Here is a 16,121-nt window from a genome sequence, read left to right on the forward strand (position 1 = left end):
CTAACTATTATTTTTATTAATAAAATTTTTTATTGATTTTTAAAATTAATTTTTGGTTTTTGTTATATGTCCAATCCAAACAAATTCACAGCATTTTTATGAGCAACCTTATAAATAACATCTTTTTCAATACCATTAATCTTCATCTTCAAAACAGTTCTTGGAACAGCTAAAACATCTGATGCGTTTGAGGAGCAATCACTATTCAATAGAATCTTATCAGCAAAGTCCTTATACTCTTTAACTATCTCAACAGCCTCTAATGGAGTTAATTTTCCTGGCTGAATTGTCAATCCAACATAAAACTCCTCATCTAAAACCCATTTTGTTGTCTCTTTATTGCAGTGTTCAATAACTATATCCCTATTTTTCAAATTCAGAGTGGAAATCTCATCCAATATGATTTTAGTTACCTCCTCCTTGTTTCTTCTTGGCGTATGCACAACTGCAGGCATATTTAACTCTTCAGCTAAAAGTAACTGCTTTATAAAAACCTCCTTCTCCTCCTTTGTAGCCTTCTCCAAACCAATCTCTCCAATACCCACAACCCTACTATTATAATTTATATAACTCTTTATTTTATCTAAAGCCTCATCAATCTCTGGAGGAATAGCCCTTGGATGCATCCCTACACAAATAAACAAATTCAATCCAACCTTTTTAGCCCTCTCTAACTCATTAATTAAAAGCTTTTCTACATGAGCTTCCCAAACTTTAATGTTCTTCATCTCAAATGGGTCATGAGCTAATGTTATAACTCCATCTAAGCACATTGCCATTAACTCCAAATCCTCTAAACCTCTTGTATCTGAGTGTATGTGAGTGTCTATCATATCCCCACCCTTTATAGTGTCTTTTATGAGATAAATAATGTATTAATGAACGCTATCCTTTAGGAAAAAGCGTTCATAGGGCTTTTATAGAAATTAAATTTTTGATTTTTAATAAAGAATATTGATGACCTCATACATATAAACACGTTATTTAATACTTATGACCTGTGAAAATCCTGCCATTTTTCTCAATAACTTTTATTATTTTTTGTTTTTTGAAAGACACTATTACTCTATCTTCCTACCAACTGGCATCAATAATAGAGGATATTCTTTTATCTTTAAAATCTCCCTTATTTCATTATCATAAAATGCTCCAACTGATACAGTTCCTAAACCTAAAGATGTAGCCATTAAATATACATTCTGAGCAACATGTCCAACCTCCATATGCACATATCTAAATCCTCTATCTCCATAAACTCTTGTAGTTCTTTCATAGTTAGCAGCTATAATTAAAACAATTGGAGCTATGGCGATAAACATCTGCTTTAAAGCTGCTAAAGCTAATTCGTGCCCTACTTCCTCATCTAAAATTCTAACAATTGAGTGCCTCTCTGGAATATATTTATAAACTCCCTCCTCAACTCCAACAACATCCCTCACATTTACATAAATTTCCAATGGATACGTTGCTCCAGCAGAGGGAACAGTTTTAAATCCCCTTTCATCAGTTACTCCATAGGCAGCAAATAGTATATGAGAAAGTTCTCTCAAAGTCAGTGGAGATGAGCAATATTCCCTAACTGACCTCCTCTTTATCAAAACATCCTCTAACTTTATTTCCTCTATATCTGGAAGTTGGATTTCCATAGTATCCCCCAATATATTTTGATATTATTTATTTTGCTTTTCTCTTATAACTACTTTTCCATCTTTTGATGGGACTATCTTTATCTTTGCATCTTCAAAATCTCTATAAAGTGTTTTACCCTCAAACAATCTATCTAAAAAGATTGCCAAAGCAGCAACTTCGGAGTGTGGTTGGTTACCAACAGATACATTATAATCAGCCAATTCATAAACCTCCTTTGGCACTTTTTCAGCCCCAACTATAACTAATATATCTTTATCTCTGCTTATTTCTCTAATCTCTGGCATTATCTCATTTATATTAGCCCCATACATTGTTAGATGAACTACAATCCCTCTTTTTTTAAATTCTCTAATATATTTTCTCCAATGTTTTTCAACAACAAACTCAAAGTTTCCTCCCCAACTCTCTACAACTTTTTTAACACTATTTTCAACGTGTTCATCTTCAGTTGTAAAAATTATTTTATCTGCTCCTAAGGCTCTTGCGGTTAAAGCTACGTGGGTTGATATCCTCTTATCTCTGTCTCCTCTATGTCCTAATCTTAAAACCTCAACAACCATAATAATCCCTCATCATAAATTATTTATACTCTAAGTCATAAATATTTGAAAATATATGATGCAGTTGTTAAAACAACTTTCCAAATCTCTACATCCATATTTTTTGATTATATTTACTTTTTTGATTATAAGGGGATGAAAATGGCAGAAATATTTGCAGTCAATAATTACACTGAATTAAAGAAGATTAGAAGGATGATAACTTTTGGATTTACTGTCTTAGGTCTTGGGATTGGAATGATATTTGGTGATGCTGGGCTGGATGTTTAATAGGCTTAGGGATATGGCTTTTAATAAGCTCTTATAAAATATAAAGGGATTATAGATGACTATGAAGAATTAGATAAAAAATTATCCTCCAAATCTTGGAAGAAAGAGAAATAAACCTTTGATAGATAAGATTATTGAAGATGCTGAAAATGATGAATTATTTTTTGGTTTCTTATGCATAGGTTTAGGTGTTGGAATGTTATTAGATAACTTTATAGCTGGAGCGTTATTAGGTATTGGTTTTTGGATTATAATAAGGTATCTAAAAAAAGATTTGTAAATCTAATTTTTAATTTGGGAAATATTTATTAACTTATATAAATCTTTTAAAGGAATGCCATATTTTTTAGCAATGTTCTTCAAATCCTCAAACTCTGGTTTTTGAGAGATTATTTCATCATTAACTCTCCCAACTTTTAATCTAACAGATTCATCAAACAATTTTATAGTTTTAAATTCTCTATCAGCTGTTATTCTCTCTATATCAAATATTCTAACCCCTAAACTACCAGTCTCCCTCATTATAATTTTGGCTACCTCCTCAGCTATATCTCTATCAACAATAGCCCTAATTGTATAAGCTGGTCTGTTCTTCTTCATATATGTAGGGATAAAATGCAAATCCCTAACTTTTCCATCTAAAACTTCATATAAATAGCCTAAAATCTCTGCTGAAATGTCATCAACGTTCGTTTCTAATAAAACTATATCCTCCCTCTTTATATCTTCAACTCTAAAAACTCTTAAGGCATTTAAAAGATTTAAATCCTTATCTCCAGCTCCATAAGAAACTTCTTTTATAATAAAAGCCCCTTTAGCTAATTTTGGATTTATATACTTTATAATAGCTGATCCAGTAGGTGTTGTTAGCTCTTCATTTATATCAGAAAAAAATATTTTAAGTCCTTTCAATATCTCAGCCGTAGCTGGAGCTGGAACTGGTAGTAATCCATGTTCTGTCCTTACAAAACCATTTCCAACATTTATTGGCTTATATAAGCAGTTATTTTTTAGATTTAACTTGTTTATAATATATGCTGCCCCAACAATATCGGCAATTGTATCATAATTCCCAACTTCATGGAAATGAACATTTTCAACATCCACATTATGCACTTTGCTTTCTGCCTCAGCCAATATCTTTAGAATTTCTAAGGCAGTAATTTTAATATCTTCTTGAATATCAGAACTTTTAATAACGTTTTTAATATCTTTATAAGTGTTTGCATTACAATTAATACACTTTGGGATTATATTAACTTTGTTAGCTAATATATGACATTTCTTTACCTTTTTTATCTCAATCTCTACATCAATAACTTTTTTAATTGTATTTATAAAATCTTCTTTATCAACAAAATCAATCATTGCTGATAAGAACATATCTCCACTAATTCCAGAAAATGGGTCTAATAGAAACATAAAAATCTCCTCTCTATTTTTTAGAGTTTAAGTTATTAATATACTGATAATACTAATAAAAAGTTTAACCTAACTGTCACACACTTAAAAATTAAGATTAATTAAGTAAGTAAATAAGTTATGTTGTGAATGATTGTCCTATTAAAATCAGACTGATTTGGAATGGAAACATTAGCTGGTGTCCTTCTTTGGAAACTACAAGATTAAAATCAGACCGATTCAGAATAAAAATTTAAGGTTTATTTTCTTTTTATTAATTTAATTTATATATTTGAATTTATAAATAATAAAAGCTTTTCTTCACTAAAAAATAGTAATTTATATATCTCTGCTACCCTACTAATTTTTAAAATTAATTCTTTAAGGTGAAATGAATGTATGAAGTTAGGGACATAAACCTCTGGAAAGAAGGAGAGAGAAAAATACAATGGGCAAAACAACACATGCCTGTTTTAAATTTAATTAGAGAAAGATTTAAAGAAGAAAAGCCATTTAAAGGAATAACAATAGGAATGGCTCTACACTTAGAAGCAAAAACAGCTGTTTTAGCAGAGACATTGATGGAAGGAGGGGCAGAGATTGCTATAACTGGATGCAATCCTTTATCCACTCAGGATGATGTTGCCGCTGCTTGTGCTAAAAAAGGAATGCATGTTTATGCATGGAGAGGAGAGACAGTAGAGGAGTATTATGAAAACCTAAACAAGGTTTTAGACCACAAACCAGATATTGTTATAGATGATGGCTGTGATTTAATATTTTTATTGCATACAAAGAGAACTGAACTTTTGGATAACATAATGGGAGGTTGTGAAGAAACTACAACTGGAATCATCAGATTAAAAGCTATGGAAAAAGAAGGAGCTTTAAAATTTCCAGTTATGGATGTAAATGATGCATATACGAAACATCTATTTGACAACAGATATGGAACTGGGCAAAGTGCCTTAGATGGAATTCTGAGAGCTACAAACTTATTAATTGCTGGAAAGACTGTTGTTGTTGCTGGTTATGGATGGTGTGGTAGAGGAGTAGCAATGAGAGCTAAAGGCTTAGGAGCAGAGGTCGTAGTTACAGAAGTTAATCCAATTAGAGCCTTAGAGGCAAGAATGGATGGATTTAGAGTCATGAAGATGGAGAAAGCTGCGGAGATTGGAGATATATTTATAACAACAACTGGATGTAAGGATGTTATTAGAAAGGAACATATATTGAAGATGAGGAATGGAGCTATCTTAGCAAATGCTGGACACTTTGACAATGAGATTAATAAAAAGCACTTAGAAGAGTTAGCTAAATCAATAAAAGAAGTTAGAAATTGTGTAACTGAATACGACTTAGGAAATAAGAAAATATATTTATTGGGAGAGGGTAGGTTGGTTAATTTGGCATGTGCAGATGGGCATCCATGTGAGGTTATGGACATGAGTTTTGCCAACCAAGCTTTAGCGGCTGAATACATCTTAAAAAATCATGAGAAGTTAGAGCCAAGGGTTTATAACATTCCTTACGAACAGGACTTAATGATTGCCTCTCTAAAATTGAAAGCTATGGGTATTGAAATTGATGAACTAACTAAAGAGCAAAAAAAATATTTAGAAGATTGGAGAGAAGGAACTTAACTTCTTAGATTCTTTAAAAATAAAAAAGCTGCTTTGACTATTGTTATATATATTTAACCCCTCCCCCACAATTTTAATTGTTTCTTAATCATTTTTTAAAGTCCCTTGTTATTATCATATAGTTTTTATTACATATAATCTTTTTGCGTAATTTACTGTGTAGTATATTATGTAGGTATAACTCCAATATAGCTATATGTTTATTGGTTTATTTATGCCTATAAATTCATTAAAATATTAGTTTGATAATATCACAAAGAGTTTAAATTCCATGTTTCTATTTTTAAGCACATTTAACCGTATTTTTCCTTATAATGGTTTATTCCCATGAAGTCCTATTAAAATTTTAAAATTTAAAGAGCAATCTCTTCAATAATATTCTCAGCTGTTAATCCGTCAATGTTATTAACTTTAAACTTTAATTCCATAACCTTATCTTTTATTTCATCAGCTTTGATATTACCAACGACTGCAAATATAAAATCATCTAAGTTATATAAGATTATTTTATGCTTTTTTCCTTTAATTTCAATGTATTCGACTTCATCATTAAATCTTTTATAGAGCATCTCTGAACTACCCATAACAACAGCCATATGCCTTGATATTATTTCTAAATCTTCTCCGTCAATATTTCCTACTTTAACAAGGGAATCCTTTGAGACTATGACAAATCCCTCAACATTCTTTAAATTTTTTGATAGAGGTAGAAGAATTTCATTTATTTCATTTACTTTTCTGTTTTCTGTTGCCTTCATATTAATCGCCTATTGATTCATTTTTTTAGTAATTTTTTTGAATATTCATGTAATTTTGTTCCTATTATGACTTTGTAGTACTATAAATATCTTTCTAAGATGTTTATTATTATGACATAAGCATTCAGAAATATGGCTTTGATGGAGCAGGAGAGGATGAAAGTTTAACCCATAATCTCCTAAAATTCCCATCTTTAGGGCGGAGATTCATCATTAATCAACACATTTTTCAATACAGTATTTTCACTGCTCATTGTCTTTTTAATGACATTAAAATAATCATTCTTCTTAAAATAAACATCTTTAATCCTTTCTCCTTTCAATTCAGGACATGCATTTAAAACTAAATCATAAAGATCAGTATTTTTTATACCCTCTAATACCTTTTTTATTAATTTATCATTATCTTTATGCATATCGATAATTCTTCTTACCATAATAATCTTAATACCAATAAATTTTGCTTTTGAGTTTATGGTATTTAAGTCATTGATGATTTTTTCATACTCATCCATACCTTTCACCTTTTTTCATTTCTTTCAAAAATTTGAAAAATTTTACATCCTCTTTTTTTCTATTTGATTGTATATAGTGGAGATTTTAGTATAAATAAATTTTAGAACAGGTTTTAGATATTTTTATTAATCCGAATATATAAATAAAGAATAGTAAAAATAAAAATATGAAAAATTTAAAATAAATAAAAATCAATTATTCAAATTCTAAATCCATTCCCTCCAATCTTCTCTTAAACTCCTCTAATACCATATCTTCATACTTCTCTTCAGTTGTTGGATTGCCGTTCTCATCTTTAGCAACAAAGCATGCTGCTAATCTTAAATAATGCCCTGCATCATCCCATGGAACTGTTGAAATAAGTTTTTCTTTAATTAAGTATTGGGAGAAATCCTCAGCTGTTTTAAATTCAATACCATTAGCTTTTGTTGGTGATTTTACATATAAATAAAAAGTTCCTCCAGGCATTCTTGCTTTAAATCCAACTTCATTTAATATCTTAACCATCTTTCTTAACCTTCTCTCATACTTCTGTCTAACTCTTTCTGTAATTTCTGGATGTTGCAAACAATAAATTCCAGCTTTTTGGATTGGGATGAACTGCCCACTATCAAAGTTGTCTTTAACTGTTGCAAACGCTTTAATTATAAGTTCATTCCCAACCAAAAATGCCAATCTCCAACCGGTCATGTTGAATGCCTTTGAAAAGCTATGGATTTCAACTCCAACCTCCTTAGCATCTTTAACTGATAAGAATGAAAGAGGCTTTCCATCATAAACCAAAGCTCCATAAGCAGCATCTTGAACAACGATAACCTCATTTTCAAAAGCAAAATCAACAACCTCTTTGTAGAATTTCTTTGTAGCTTGTGCTCCAGTAGGGTTGTTTGGATAATTGAGATATAATATCTTTGCTCTCTTCTTGATATCTTCTGGAATGCTCTCTAAATCTGGTAAGAAGTCATTCTCCTCTAATAATGGGAGATTATAAACCTCTCCCCCATACCATTTTGTGTGTGTTGCTGTAACTGGATAGCCAGGGACTGTCATTAGGCAAACATCTCCAGGGTTTATAAATGCTGATGTTATATAAGCTAAAGCTGGTTTTGAACCTATTGAGTGTATAACCTCATTAACTGGGTCTATATCCTTAACTCCATAAACCTTCTCCATGTATGGAGGAACGGCATCTTTTAACTCCTGTATTCCGTTATCCGCATATCCTCTGTTTTCCCATTTTTTAGCCTCCTCACACAAAACTCTTATAACCTCCGGGTCTGCCATCTCATCTGGTTCTCCAACACCCATATCAATTAATTCCATATCAGGGTGTCTTTTCATTGCCTCTTGCTTAGCTCTCTTAATTTTCTCAAACTTGTAAATTACATCTTCTTTCCCAAACTTCTTTCCACCAATTCTCTCAGCAAATAAGTTTTGTATGTAACTTTCCATTTTATCACCAAATTGGCATTTTTAGTTTTTGCGGAGCATTTTAAAAGAATATATGGGTAGTAATGAATGCCTTCCTTTAGTAAGGTATTTTTTAATTTTAATAACTTTTGCAAAAACTACTTGTTTTAATGTAAGTAAATTTTAACAAATATAAAAATTTCGCTATTGTTTTGTATTAAATCTTTAATGCGAGTATTTTATGACTTTCGTATAGTATCTTTCAAAAATAATAAAAATTTTATAAAGATTATTAATAAAGTTAATGGGGCTTTCGCAGGAATAAAATCTTTAAAAGAAATCTTAATTTATAAATTTAAATTTAAAGATGTATATTACCAACTTTTTAGTCCAGAACTATTTCCCACATAAATTTTAAATATACAATATCAAATATCTTTGAGATGATTCAATTTTATCATCAGATTCATTATGAGTATTTAAATTTCATTAAATTATTTTTTATGAGGGATTGTTATGATGGTAAGGATATTTGATACAACACTTAGAGATGGAGAGCAAACACCAGGAGTTTCTTTAACACCAAATGATAAGTTAGAGATAGCAAAAAAATTGGATGAGCTTGGAGTTGATGTTATAGAGGCAGGTTCAGCTATAACTTCAAAAGGAGAGAGAGAAGGAATAAAATTAATAACAAAAGAAGGTTTAAATGCAGAAATCTGCTCATTTGTTAGAGCTTTACCTGTAGATATTGATGCTGCCTTAGAATGTGATGTAGATAGTGTCCATTTAGTAGTGCCAACATCTCCAATACACATGAAATATAAGCTTAGAAAAACAGAAGATGAGGTTTTAGAGACAGCTTTAAAGGCTGTAGAGTATGCTAAAGAACATGGATTGATTGTTGAGTTATCTGCAGAGGATGCAACAAGAAGTGATGTAAATTTCTTAATAAAACTATTTAATGAAGGGGAAAAGGTTGGAGCAGACAGAGTTTGTGTTTGTGACACAGTAGGAGTTTTAACTCCACAAAAGAGTCAGGAATTATTTAAAAAAATAACTGAAAATGTTAATTTACCGGTCTCAGTTCATTGCCACAACGACTTTGGAATGGCTACTGCTAATACTTGCTCAGCAGTTTTAGGTGGAGCTGTTCAGTGCCACGTAACAGTTAATGGTATTGGAGAGAGAGCAGGAAATGCCTCATTGGAAGAGGTTGTTGCTGCTTTAAAAATACTCTATGGCTATGATACTAAGATAAAGATGGAAAAGTTATATGAGGTTTCAAGAATTGTCTCAAGATTGATGAAACTTCCTGTTCCACCAAATAAAGCAATTGTTGGGGACAATGCATTTGCTCATGAAGCAGGAATACATGTTGATGGATTAATAAAAAATACTGAAACCTATGAGCCAATAAAACCAGAAATGGTTGGGAATAGAAGAAGAATTATTTTGGGTAAGCATTCTGGTAGAAAAGCTTTAAAATACAAACTTGATTTGATGGGCATAAACGTTAGTGATGAGCAATTAAATAAAATATATGAAAGAGTTAAAGAATTTGGGGATTTGGGTAAATACATTTCAGACGCTGATTTGTTGGCTATAGTTAGAGAAGTTACTGGAAAATTGGTAGAAGAGAAAATCAAATTAGATGAATTAACTGTTGTATCTGGAAATAAAATAACACCAATTGCATCTGTTAAACTCCATTATAAAGGAGAAGATATAACTTTAATAGAAACTGCTTATGGTGTTGGACCGGTAGATGCAGCAATAAATGCTGTGAGAAAGGCAATAAGTGGAGTTGCAGATATTAAGTTGGTAGAGTATAGAGTTGAAGCAATTGGTGGAGGAACTGATGCGTTAATAGAGGTTGTTGTTAAATTAAGAAAAGGAACTGAAATTGTTGAAGTTAGAAAATCAGACGCTGATATAATAAGGGCTTCTGTAGATGCTGTAATGGAAGGAATCAATATGTTATTGAATTAATATTTTTGCTTATTTTAAAATGTTTTATTAGGTATTGATAATTTTAATATCAAAAGGTTTATATATCGGCTGTTATTATTTTCAAATTGAAAACCTTGGACTTTTTGGGTTCTTTTTCTAAATTTTTGAAAAATCAAAAATGTCTAAAAAATGTTCCATAAATTATTTATACAAACGGAAGACATTACATTATTACTACCTACTTAAGAATGTTCCCCTATTTCACACAAATGCATGAGGTGAAGTTATGAGAAAGTTAATATTTATGGCCTTGTTAATGTCATTGCTGTTTATTGGGACTGTATTTGGATATGGAGATAATGGACCACTATATGTGGCATATTACGAAAAATATAACATAACAGGTAACACTACAGGTGATGGCTTAGTATCTTCAACAATAGAAAGTATAACTGGATATATTGTAATTAACAACACTGGGACTACAATAAATGATACTTTATACGATGTTTGGGTGGCAGTTAATATATCCAACAACATAACTGGACCAGAAGTTTATGTAAATGGAACTCCAAAAGGGGTTTTTATTGAGAGTTCAGCTCCTGCATATACAAACTTACCAAATGCAAACACATACATACACATCCCAATACTACCAAATAACAGCTATGTTATAATTAAATTTGCTATAGATAAATCAATAACTGGAGTTCCATTGATAATCAACGAAACATATAGTGATACTAAAATTCCATCAGAAAGATTATCAAATTGGAGTGTCTATTTAAACATAAGCAGAAATGTTTCAGCACTACCGGCAACAGATACACCAGTTTCTGTTATTATGACAAAATATCTAAGTAACGACCCAAATAATTATGGAAGTGACACTTGGAATTTCTTAAATATAACAGGTGCTATAGCCAACGAAGGTTCAATAACACTCTGGGATGGTCCTTACTTCTTACCAGGATACAACGATTCATTAACCTGGACAGGAGTCGTAATAAATACTACTAAAAATGCAACCATTACAATCAACATAACAGGAAACAACACTTACACAAATAGAACAGGAACCTTAATGAAATATGGTTTTGCTGTTATCTTCTTTGAATTCAATGGAACTAAATCAGGAACAAAAATTGAAGGGATTTATGCAACAGGATATGGTGGAGTAAGTGCAACCAAGGAAGGACCATTCTTAAATGCATCAAGCGGTAAGTATGAAATATGGTACGAAAGTGCTAATGTATCAAACAAGGCATCAAGTTACTACTTTAACTTAACTCATGTGACAATATGGGCTGTAAATGGTAGTAATCCAGTAATATTAGACCCATTTAATATAACATTATTAATCCCTAATTCAAAACAGACGTCCTCACCTAATGAAATATTATCTCCAGGAAGCGTTTGGAGTTCAACTAAATATGCCTTCACATTTGATGGAATTCCAGTTGTCTGGGCAAACTGTACATTTAAGGTAGCAGACGAGAACATAACATTAATAAATAGAAGTATTAATGAATACTCAACAAAGTACGGAAGTTCCTATGTTGTTGTTGAGGAGATTTATGTTGTGGGTAGTTATTTGATTAAGGTGACTAAGCATATTGTTCCGGATGCGGATGGGACTTATGATATTTATATAGTTGTGGAGAATATTGGTAGTGTGAAGACTCCTGAGTATGTGTATGTTTATGATTTGATTCCTAAGAACTTCACCGTCTCAGATGAGTGGGTTAATCAATCAAGTATGTTGATTGCTGAAGGAAATCACACCATTACAACAAATCCAAGGTATAATTTAAGCATGTGGTGGGCGTTACATGCAATATATCCAGGAGCAGATGGGGACGGTAACTGGAACGACACTGCTGAAATACTTGCAAATAAAACAGTAGTCATACACTACAAACTAAACGGAACTGGCGAATTCTACCCAAGCGACGCATTTATCGTTGGTATCGACCCTACAAACTCACTACTACCAACAACCTCACCAAAAATAACAACAGTAGCCGGAACAGTAGAAAACAACTCAGAACCATTCCTTGCATTATTGACCCTACTTGTAGGGTTGGGAATCATAATAAGAAGGGTAATGTAAAACTAATTTTCTTTATTTTTTATAATTCTTTTTCTAAATTCAAATATGATTTTTGACATTAAGTTAATTTTATCGATATTATATGGGTGATGTGGGGCATGCCAAATATAAAATTAAAATTCATATATTTATGTATTTTACTGTTCGTATTTATGGCATCAATGTTAAACAGTGTTTCTGGATTAAAAACAATATTCTACGATGATTTTGAAAATTGGAGTGGGTGGTATAACTACAGTAGTGGGGCTGTAGAGCAATCTTCTAATTATGCACATTCAGGAATATATTCCCTTAGAAAGTTTCTAAATGATGACCCAAATGGTGGATACAAACTAATTGGGAAGGAAATTGGAAGGGATATTGTAATGGAAGGTTGGATTTATAGACCTTTGCCATATGTTAGCGGAAGATGGGATAGAATAGGTATTGAGGACGAGAATTTCAACGGATACTCTATAAGAATAGAGCACGACTATAACAAAATTGCAATAGAAACTCGAGAAAATGGTATTGCTGTAAATACTTTAGTAATAACTAACTGGAATCCTCCAGAAAATCAGTGGTATTATTTTAAGTTTTATATCTACTCAAATGGAACTTTAAGATTAGAAGTTTATTATGAGAATGGTTCATTAGGAGCTACTGTCTCAGCAATAGATAACATCTATACTAAGTTCGATAGAGTTGTTGTGCATGGAGGACAAGATTACTATGTTGATGATTTGAGGATTTCAGATTTATATCCTCCACTAAGGGTAAGATATATTGAAGAGTACAACGCAACTGCTACTGTGGATGGAACAGGAAAAACAAACTATTCCTATGGTTTAACGGGACATATCATTATTGAAAATACTGCCCCTTATAAAGAAGATACTTTAAACGATGTGTGGGTAGCAGTGGATATAAAAAATAATGCAAGTGGTTTGAGATTAGTTTATAATGGAACTCCAAAAGGGGTTTTTATTGAGAGTTCTGCTCCTGCTTATACAAACTTACCAAATGCAAACACATACATACACATCCCAATACTACCAAATAACAGCTATGTGGAATATGAGTTTGATATCGATGCATCTCAAACCCTACCAATATTAGTAAATGAAACTTACGATGTTACAAAAATACCAGCAAATAAAATGTCAGAATGGACTGTAAATTTAATTGTATATTTAAACAAAAATCTCGTTCCTAATGGAGAAAATGTCAATGTTAATGTTATAAAATATCTAAGTAATGGGCAGTTTTATGATAACTTTGAAAATTGGACTGGTTGGAATCAGTATAAGAACGGGATAGTTCAATGGTCATCTATTCAATCTCATTCTGGAAATTACTCTTTAGAAAAATATGGGATTTCAACAAGTTTAAACAACGATCCAAATGGAGGGTACAAATTACTTCCAAAAGAAATTGGAAGGGATGTAGTTATAAGTGGATGGGTATATAGACCGAGCAACTGGGGAGGAGGCCCTATAGACAGGATTGGTTTGGAGGATGAGAATTTTGATGGATATTCATTTGAGGTAAATCACTACAGTAATTACATATCAATTGATAGAAGAACTAATGGAAATCCTACAGAAATTAGTCCTGAAGTTTATTGGAATCCTCCAGAGGATGAATGGTATTACTTCGAACTAAAAATTTATTCAAATGGAACAATAACATTCTCAACTTATTATCAAAATGGTTCCTTAGCCGCAACTGTCTCAACAATAGACAATACCTATACAAAGTTTGATAGGGTTGTTATTCATGGAGGTTATGTTTATTATGTTGATGATTTGGAAGTGAATTCAAAAAACTTCGACTTTTATGGAGATAAAAACTGGAAGTATCTTGAAATAACATCTGCAAATTCAAGTGAAGGAACAGCAGTTTTATTTGATGGGGACTATTTCAAAAAAGATTACAATACCTCAAATCTAAATGCAATAAATTGGACAAATATTACCTTAAATTGGAGTAATGATAGTGCAACTTTGGTATTTAATGTATTGGGAAATTATTCATATAGTGAAAGGGATAATATTTTAGCAAAGTATGGATTTGCTAAAATACTATTTAATTACAATGGGACCAATACAAACACATCTATAAAAGGTGTTTATGCATCTGGAAGTTATAGTATTTCAACAGATCATGGAACTACGGGAGAAATAAACATTTGGATAGAAAATGTAACATTTAAAAATGATGCAAAATCATATTCCTTTAATTTAACGAATCTTAATATATGGGCAGTAAATAAATCTGCTTATGAGTTGTATTGGAATCCATTTAACAAATCTATCTGGATAGATGGGAGTAATTACACTATAACTCCAAATATTGACATACCTCCAGGAGAAGTATGGAACTCTAAAACCTACAACTTCACATTTAGTGGAGTTCCAATCGTTTGGGCAAACTGCTCATTTACACTGTCAAAAAAAGATTATATCCTTTTAAATGAAGTAAGTCAAATAGGAAGTTCCTATGTTGTTGTTGAGGAGATTTATGTTGTGGGTAGTTATTTGATTAAGGTGACTAAGCATATTGTTCCGGATGCGGATGGGACTTATGATATTTATATAGTTGTGGAGAATATTGGTAGTGTGAAGACTCCTGAGTATGTGTATGTTTATGATTTGATTCCTAAGAACTTCACCGTCTCAGATGAGTGGGTTAATCAATCAAGTATGTTGATTGCTGAAGGAAATCACACCATTACAACAAATCCAAGGTATAATTTAAGCATGTGGTGGGCGTTACATGCAATATATCCAGGAGCAGATGGGGACGGTAACTGGAACGACACTGCTGAAATACTTGCAAATAAAACAGTAGTCATACACTACAAACTAAACGGAACTGGCGAATTCTACCCAAGCGACGCATTTATCGTTGGTATCGACCCTACAAACTCACTACTACCAACAACCTCACCAAAAATAACAACAGTAGCCGGAACAGTAGAAAACAACTTTGAGATATTTTTAATACTGATAAACGTTATCTTTGGATTAGGTATATTAACAAAGAGGAATATAAGGAATAATAAATAAAGTTGGGGGATGATGATGAAGAGATTTGCATTACTCTTTATTTTCCTTGCATTTATAACACCAACTTTTGCAGATGTTGAGGAAATAACAAACTATAATATGACCGTTGATTTAACAAAAAATCCTGCACATATAACAAATGTTATAACTATTCAAAATCTTGTTAAGTATCCTCTTGTTCCAGGAATTGGGGAGTTAAGATTACAAAAAGAAGAGTCAAAGAAAATACTGATTATTCCAATACCATTTACAAAAGAAAAAAACCTGTAAAGATTGAGAATTTAAGGGGTTATTATATAATTGGGGATAAAAAATATCCAATGGATGTAAATGTCTCTTATAAAGATACCTATTCAGTTATAACATATCAAGTATGGGAGCCAATAGATGGTGGAAAAAATATAACTCTAATAATTGAATATGATGCTGATATTGTTGATAATGGAATATTGTTTAAAACTGTCTCAATTCCTATTGGAGGGGATTTGAATATAAAAAACTTCCATATAAACTTTGTCTCTCCTTATTATCTAACCTACCAAGAACCAGATGGAAATAATTTCCAAATCCCTAAAAAAACTTTGCTTATTATAAATGCTGAGTTTTCAATATTGCCATTACCGAAACTTCCAGTTCATGGATATGTGGTGTTTTGGTTAAGCATATTGTGTATATTAATAATAATATTTGTCTATACTGAGTTGAGAAGAAAAAAATAAAGAAAATAAGGAAGATAAGAAGAATAAAAACTAATAATCTCAATAATTGTCTAATATTTGTTCTATAAATTTTATATA

Annotated in this window: 15 protein-coding genes; 8 read left to right on the forward strand and 7 right to left on the reverse strand. The window is 31.5% G+C overall.

What is annotated here, in order from left to right; translation table 11 throughout:
- Positions 1–62: 62 nt before the first annotated feature.
- The 3 genes from MJ_RS07400 to MJ_RS07410 form a co-directional block, all read right to left on the reverse strand.
- The gene (locus MJ_RS07400) at positions 63–833 is read right to left on the reverse strand and encodes a TatD family hydrolase (protein WP_010870900.1); all 771 of its coding nucleotides are present in this window, start codon (positions 831–833) and stop codon (positions 63–65) included.
- 228 nt (positions 834–1,061) lie between these two features.
- Complete coding sequence (locus MJ_RS07405) at positions 1,062–1,646, reverse strand: SagB/ThcOx family dehydrogenase (RefSeq protein ID WP_064496814.1); 585 nt, start codon at positions 1,644–1,646, stop codon at positions 1,062–1,064.
- Positions 1,647–1,670: 24 nt separating this feature from the next.
- Complete coding sequence (locus tag MJ_RS07410; protein ID WP_010870902.1) at positions 1,671–2,210, reverse strand: tRNA (cytidine(56)-2'-O)-methyltransferase; 540 nt, start codon at positions 2,208–2,210, stop codon at positions 1,671–1,673.
- 141 nt (positions 2,211–2,351) lie between these two features.
- On the opposite strand from MJ_RS07410, the gene MJ_RS09880 reads away from it, so the two are divergent.
- Complete coding sequence (locus MJ_RS09880) at positions 2,352–2,480, forward strand: hypothetical protein (RefSeq protein ID WP_280109647.1); 129 nt, start codon at positions 2,352–2,354, stop codon at positions 2,478–2,480.
- A gap of 118 nt (positions 2,481–2,598) precedes the next feature.
- Positions 2,599–2,760 carry a hypothetical protein gene (locus tag MJ_RS09535; RefSeq protein ID WP_162484765.1) on the forward strand — a complete coding sequence of 54 codons (162 nt, stop codon included), beginning with the start codon at positions 2,599–2,601 and terminating at the stop codon, positions 2,758–2,760.
- 2 nt (positions 2,761–2,762) lie between these two features.
- Here the strand turns inward: MJ_RS09535 and larC are convergent, their stop codons facing one another.
- Positions 2,763–3,902, reverse strand: a complete 1,140-nt coding sequence (gene larC, locus MJ_RS07415) for a nickel pincer cofactor biosynthesis protein LarC (protein ID WP_010870904.1) — start codon at positions 3,900–3,902, stop codon at positions 2,763–2,765.
- 374 nt (positions 3,903–4,276) lie between these two features.
- Between larC and ahcY the strand changes: the two genes are divergently transcribed.
- Complete coding sequence (gene ahcY / locus MJ_RS07420; protein ID WP_010870905.1) at positions 4,277–5,524, forward strand: adenosylhomocysteinase; 1,248 nt, start codon at positions 4,277–4,279, stop codon at positions 5,522–5,524.
- A gap of 353 nt (positions 5,525–5,877) precedes the next feature.
- Here ahcY and MJ_RS07425 read toward each other — a convergent pair whose 3' ends face one another.
- The 3 genes from MJ_RS07425 to MJ_RS07435 form a co-directional block, all read right to left on the reverse strand.
- Positions 5,878–6,282: a roadblock/LC7 domain-containing protein gene (locus MJ_RS07425; RefSeq protein WP_010870906.1), complete on the reverse strand. Its 405-nt coding sequence runs from the start codon at positions 6,280–6,282 to the stop codon at positions 5,878–5,880.
- A gap of 194 nt (positions 6,283–6,476) precedes the next feature.
- Positions 6,477–6,797, reverse strand: a complete 321-nt coding sequence (locus MJ_RS07430; protein WP_244409401.1) for a DNA-directed RNA polymerase subunit I — start codon at positions 6,795–6,797, stop codon at positions 6,477–6,479.
- A 196-nt stretch (positions 6,798–6,993) separates the two neighbouring features.
- Positions 6,994–8,250: an LL-diaminopimelate aminotransferase gene (locus tag MJ_RS07435; RefSeq protein ID WP_010870908.1), complete on the reverse strand. Its 1,257-nt coding sequence runs from the start codon at positions 8,248–8,250 to the stop codon at positions 6,994–6,996.
- 474 nt (positions 8,251–8,724) lie between these two features.
- Here MJ_RS07435 and MJ_RS07440 point away from each other — a divergent pair, with 474 nt between their 5' ends.
- From MJ_RS07440 to MJ_RS09795, 5 genes are all read left to right on the forward strand, one after another.
- Positions 8,725–10,200 carry a 2-isopropylmalate synthase gene (locus MJ_RS07440; protein ID WP_010870909.1) on the forward strand — a complete coding sequence of 492 codons (1,476 nt, stop codon included), beginning with the start codon at positions 8,725–8,727 and terminating at the stop codon, positions 10,198–10,200.
- Positions 10,201–10,447: 247 nt separating this feature from the next.
- Entirely contained in the window at positions 10,448–12,274 is a 1,827-nt protein-coding gene (locus tag MJ_RS07445) for a hypothetical protein (RefSeq protein WP_010870910.1), read from the forward strand.
- A 98-nt stretch (positions 12,275–12,372) separates the two neighbouring features.
- On the forward strand, positions 12,373–15,324 hold the full coding sequence (locus tag MJ_RS07450; protein ID WP_064496815.1) for a hypothetical protein: 2,952 nt from the start codon (positions 12,373–12,375) through the stop codon (positions 15,322–15,324).
- Between the two features lie 15 nt (positions 15,325–15,339).
- Complete coding sequence (locus MJ_RS09790) at positions 15,340–15,594, forward strand: hypothetical protein (protein WP_244409403.1); 255 nt, start codon at positions 15,340–15,342, stop codon at positions 15,592–15,594.
- A gap of 50 nt (positions 15,595–15,644) precedes the next feature.
- Positions 15,645–16,043, forward strand: coding sequence for a hypothetical protein (locus MJ_RS09795; protein WP_010870912.1), 399 nt, complete (start codon positions 15,645–15,647; stop codon positions 16,041–16,043).
- Positions 16,044–16,121 lie beyond the last annotated feature (78 nt).

It is taken from the genome of Methanocaldococcus jannaschii DSM 2661, assembly GCF_000091665.1.
Taxonomy (GTDB): Archaea; AGJL01; Methanococci; order Methanococcales; family Methanocaldococcaceae; genus Methanocaldococcus; species Methanocaldococcus jannaschii.

What these genes read in the sequence shown, in the direction of transcription:
- MJ_RS07400 (WP_010870900.1), bottom strand. Translation starts at nt 833, where the DNA reads ATGATAGACACTCACATACACTCAGATACAAGAGGTTTAGAGGATTTG.
- MJ_RS07405 (WP_064496814.1), bottom strand. Translation starts at nt 1,646, where the DNA reads ATGGAAATCCAACTTCCAGATATAGAGGAAATAAAGTTAGAGGATGTT.
- MJ_RS07410 (WP_010870902.1), bottom strand. Translation starts at nt 2,210, where the DNA reads ATGGTTGTTGAGGTTTTAAGATTAGGACATAGAGGAGACAGAGATAAG.
- MJ_RS09880 (WP_280109647.1), top strand. Translation starts at nt 2,352, where the DNA reads ATGGCAGAAATATTTGCAGTCAATAATTACACTGAATTAAAGAAGATT.
- larC (WP_010870904.1), bottom strand. Translation starts at nt 3,902, where the DNA reads ATGTTTCTATTAGACCCATTTTCTGGAATTAGTGGAGATATGTTCTTA.
- ahcY (WP_010870905.1), top strand. Translation starts at nt 4,277, where the DNA reads ATGTATGAAGTTAGGGACATAAACCTCTGGAAAGAAGGAGAGAGAAAA.
- MJ_RS07425 (WP_010870906.1), bottom strand. Translation starts at nt 6,282, where the DNA reads ATGAAGGCAACAGAAAACAGAAAAGTAAATGAAATAAATGAAATTCTT.
- MJ_RS07430 (WP_244409401.1), bottom strand. Translation starts at nt 6,797, where the DNA reads ATGGATGAGTATGAAAAAATCATCAATGACTTAAATACCATAAACTCA.
- MJ_RS07435 (WP_010870908.1), bottom strand. Translation starts at nt 8,250, where the DNA reads ATGGAAAGTTACATACAAAACTTATTTGCTGAGAGAATTGGTGGAAAG.
- MJ_RS07440 (WP_010870909.1), top strand. Translation starts at nt 8,725, where the DNA reads ATGATGGTAAGGATATTTGATACAACACTTAGAGATGGAGAGCAAACA.
- MJ_RS07445 (WP_010870910.1), top strand. Translation starts at nt 10,448, where the DNA reads ATGAGAAAGTTAATATTTATGGCCTTGTTAATGTCATTGCTGTTTATT.
- MJ_RS07450 (WP_064496815.1), top strand. Translation starts at nt 12,373, where the DNA reads ATGCCAAATATAAAATTAAAATTCATATATTTATGTATTTTACTGTTC.
- MJ_RS09790 (WP_244409403.1), top strand. Translation starts at nt 15,340, where the DNA reads ATGAAGAGATTTGCATTACTCTTTATTTTCCTTGCATTTATAACACCA.
- MJ_RS09795 (WP_010870912.1), top strand. Translation starts at nt 15,645, where the DNA reads ATGGATGTAAATGTCTCTTATAAAGATACCTATTCAGTTATAACATAT.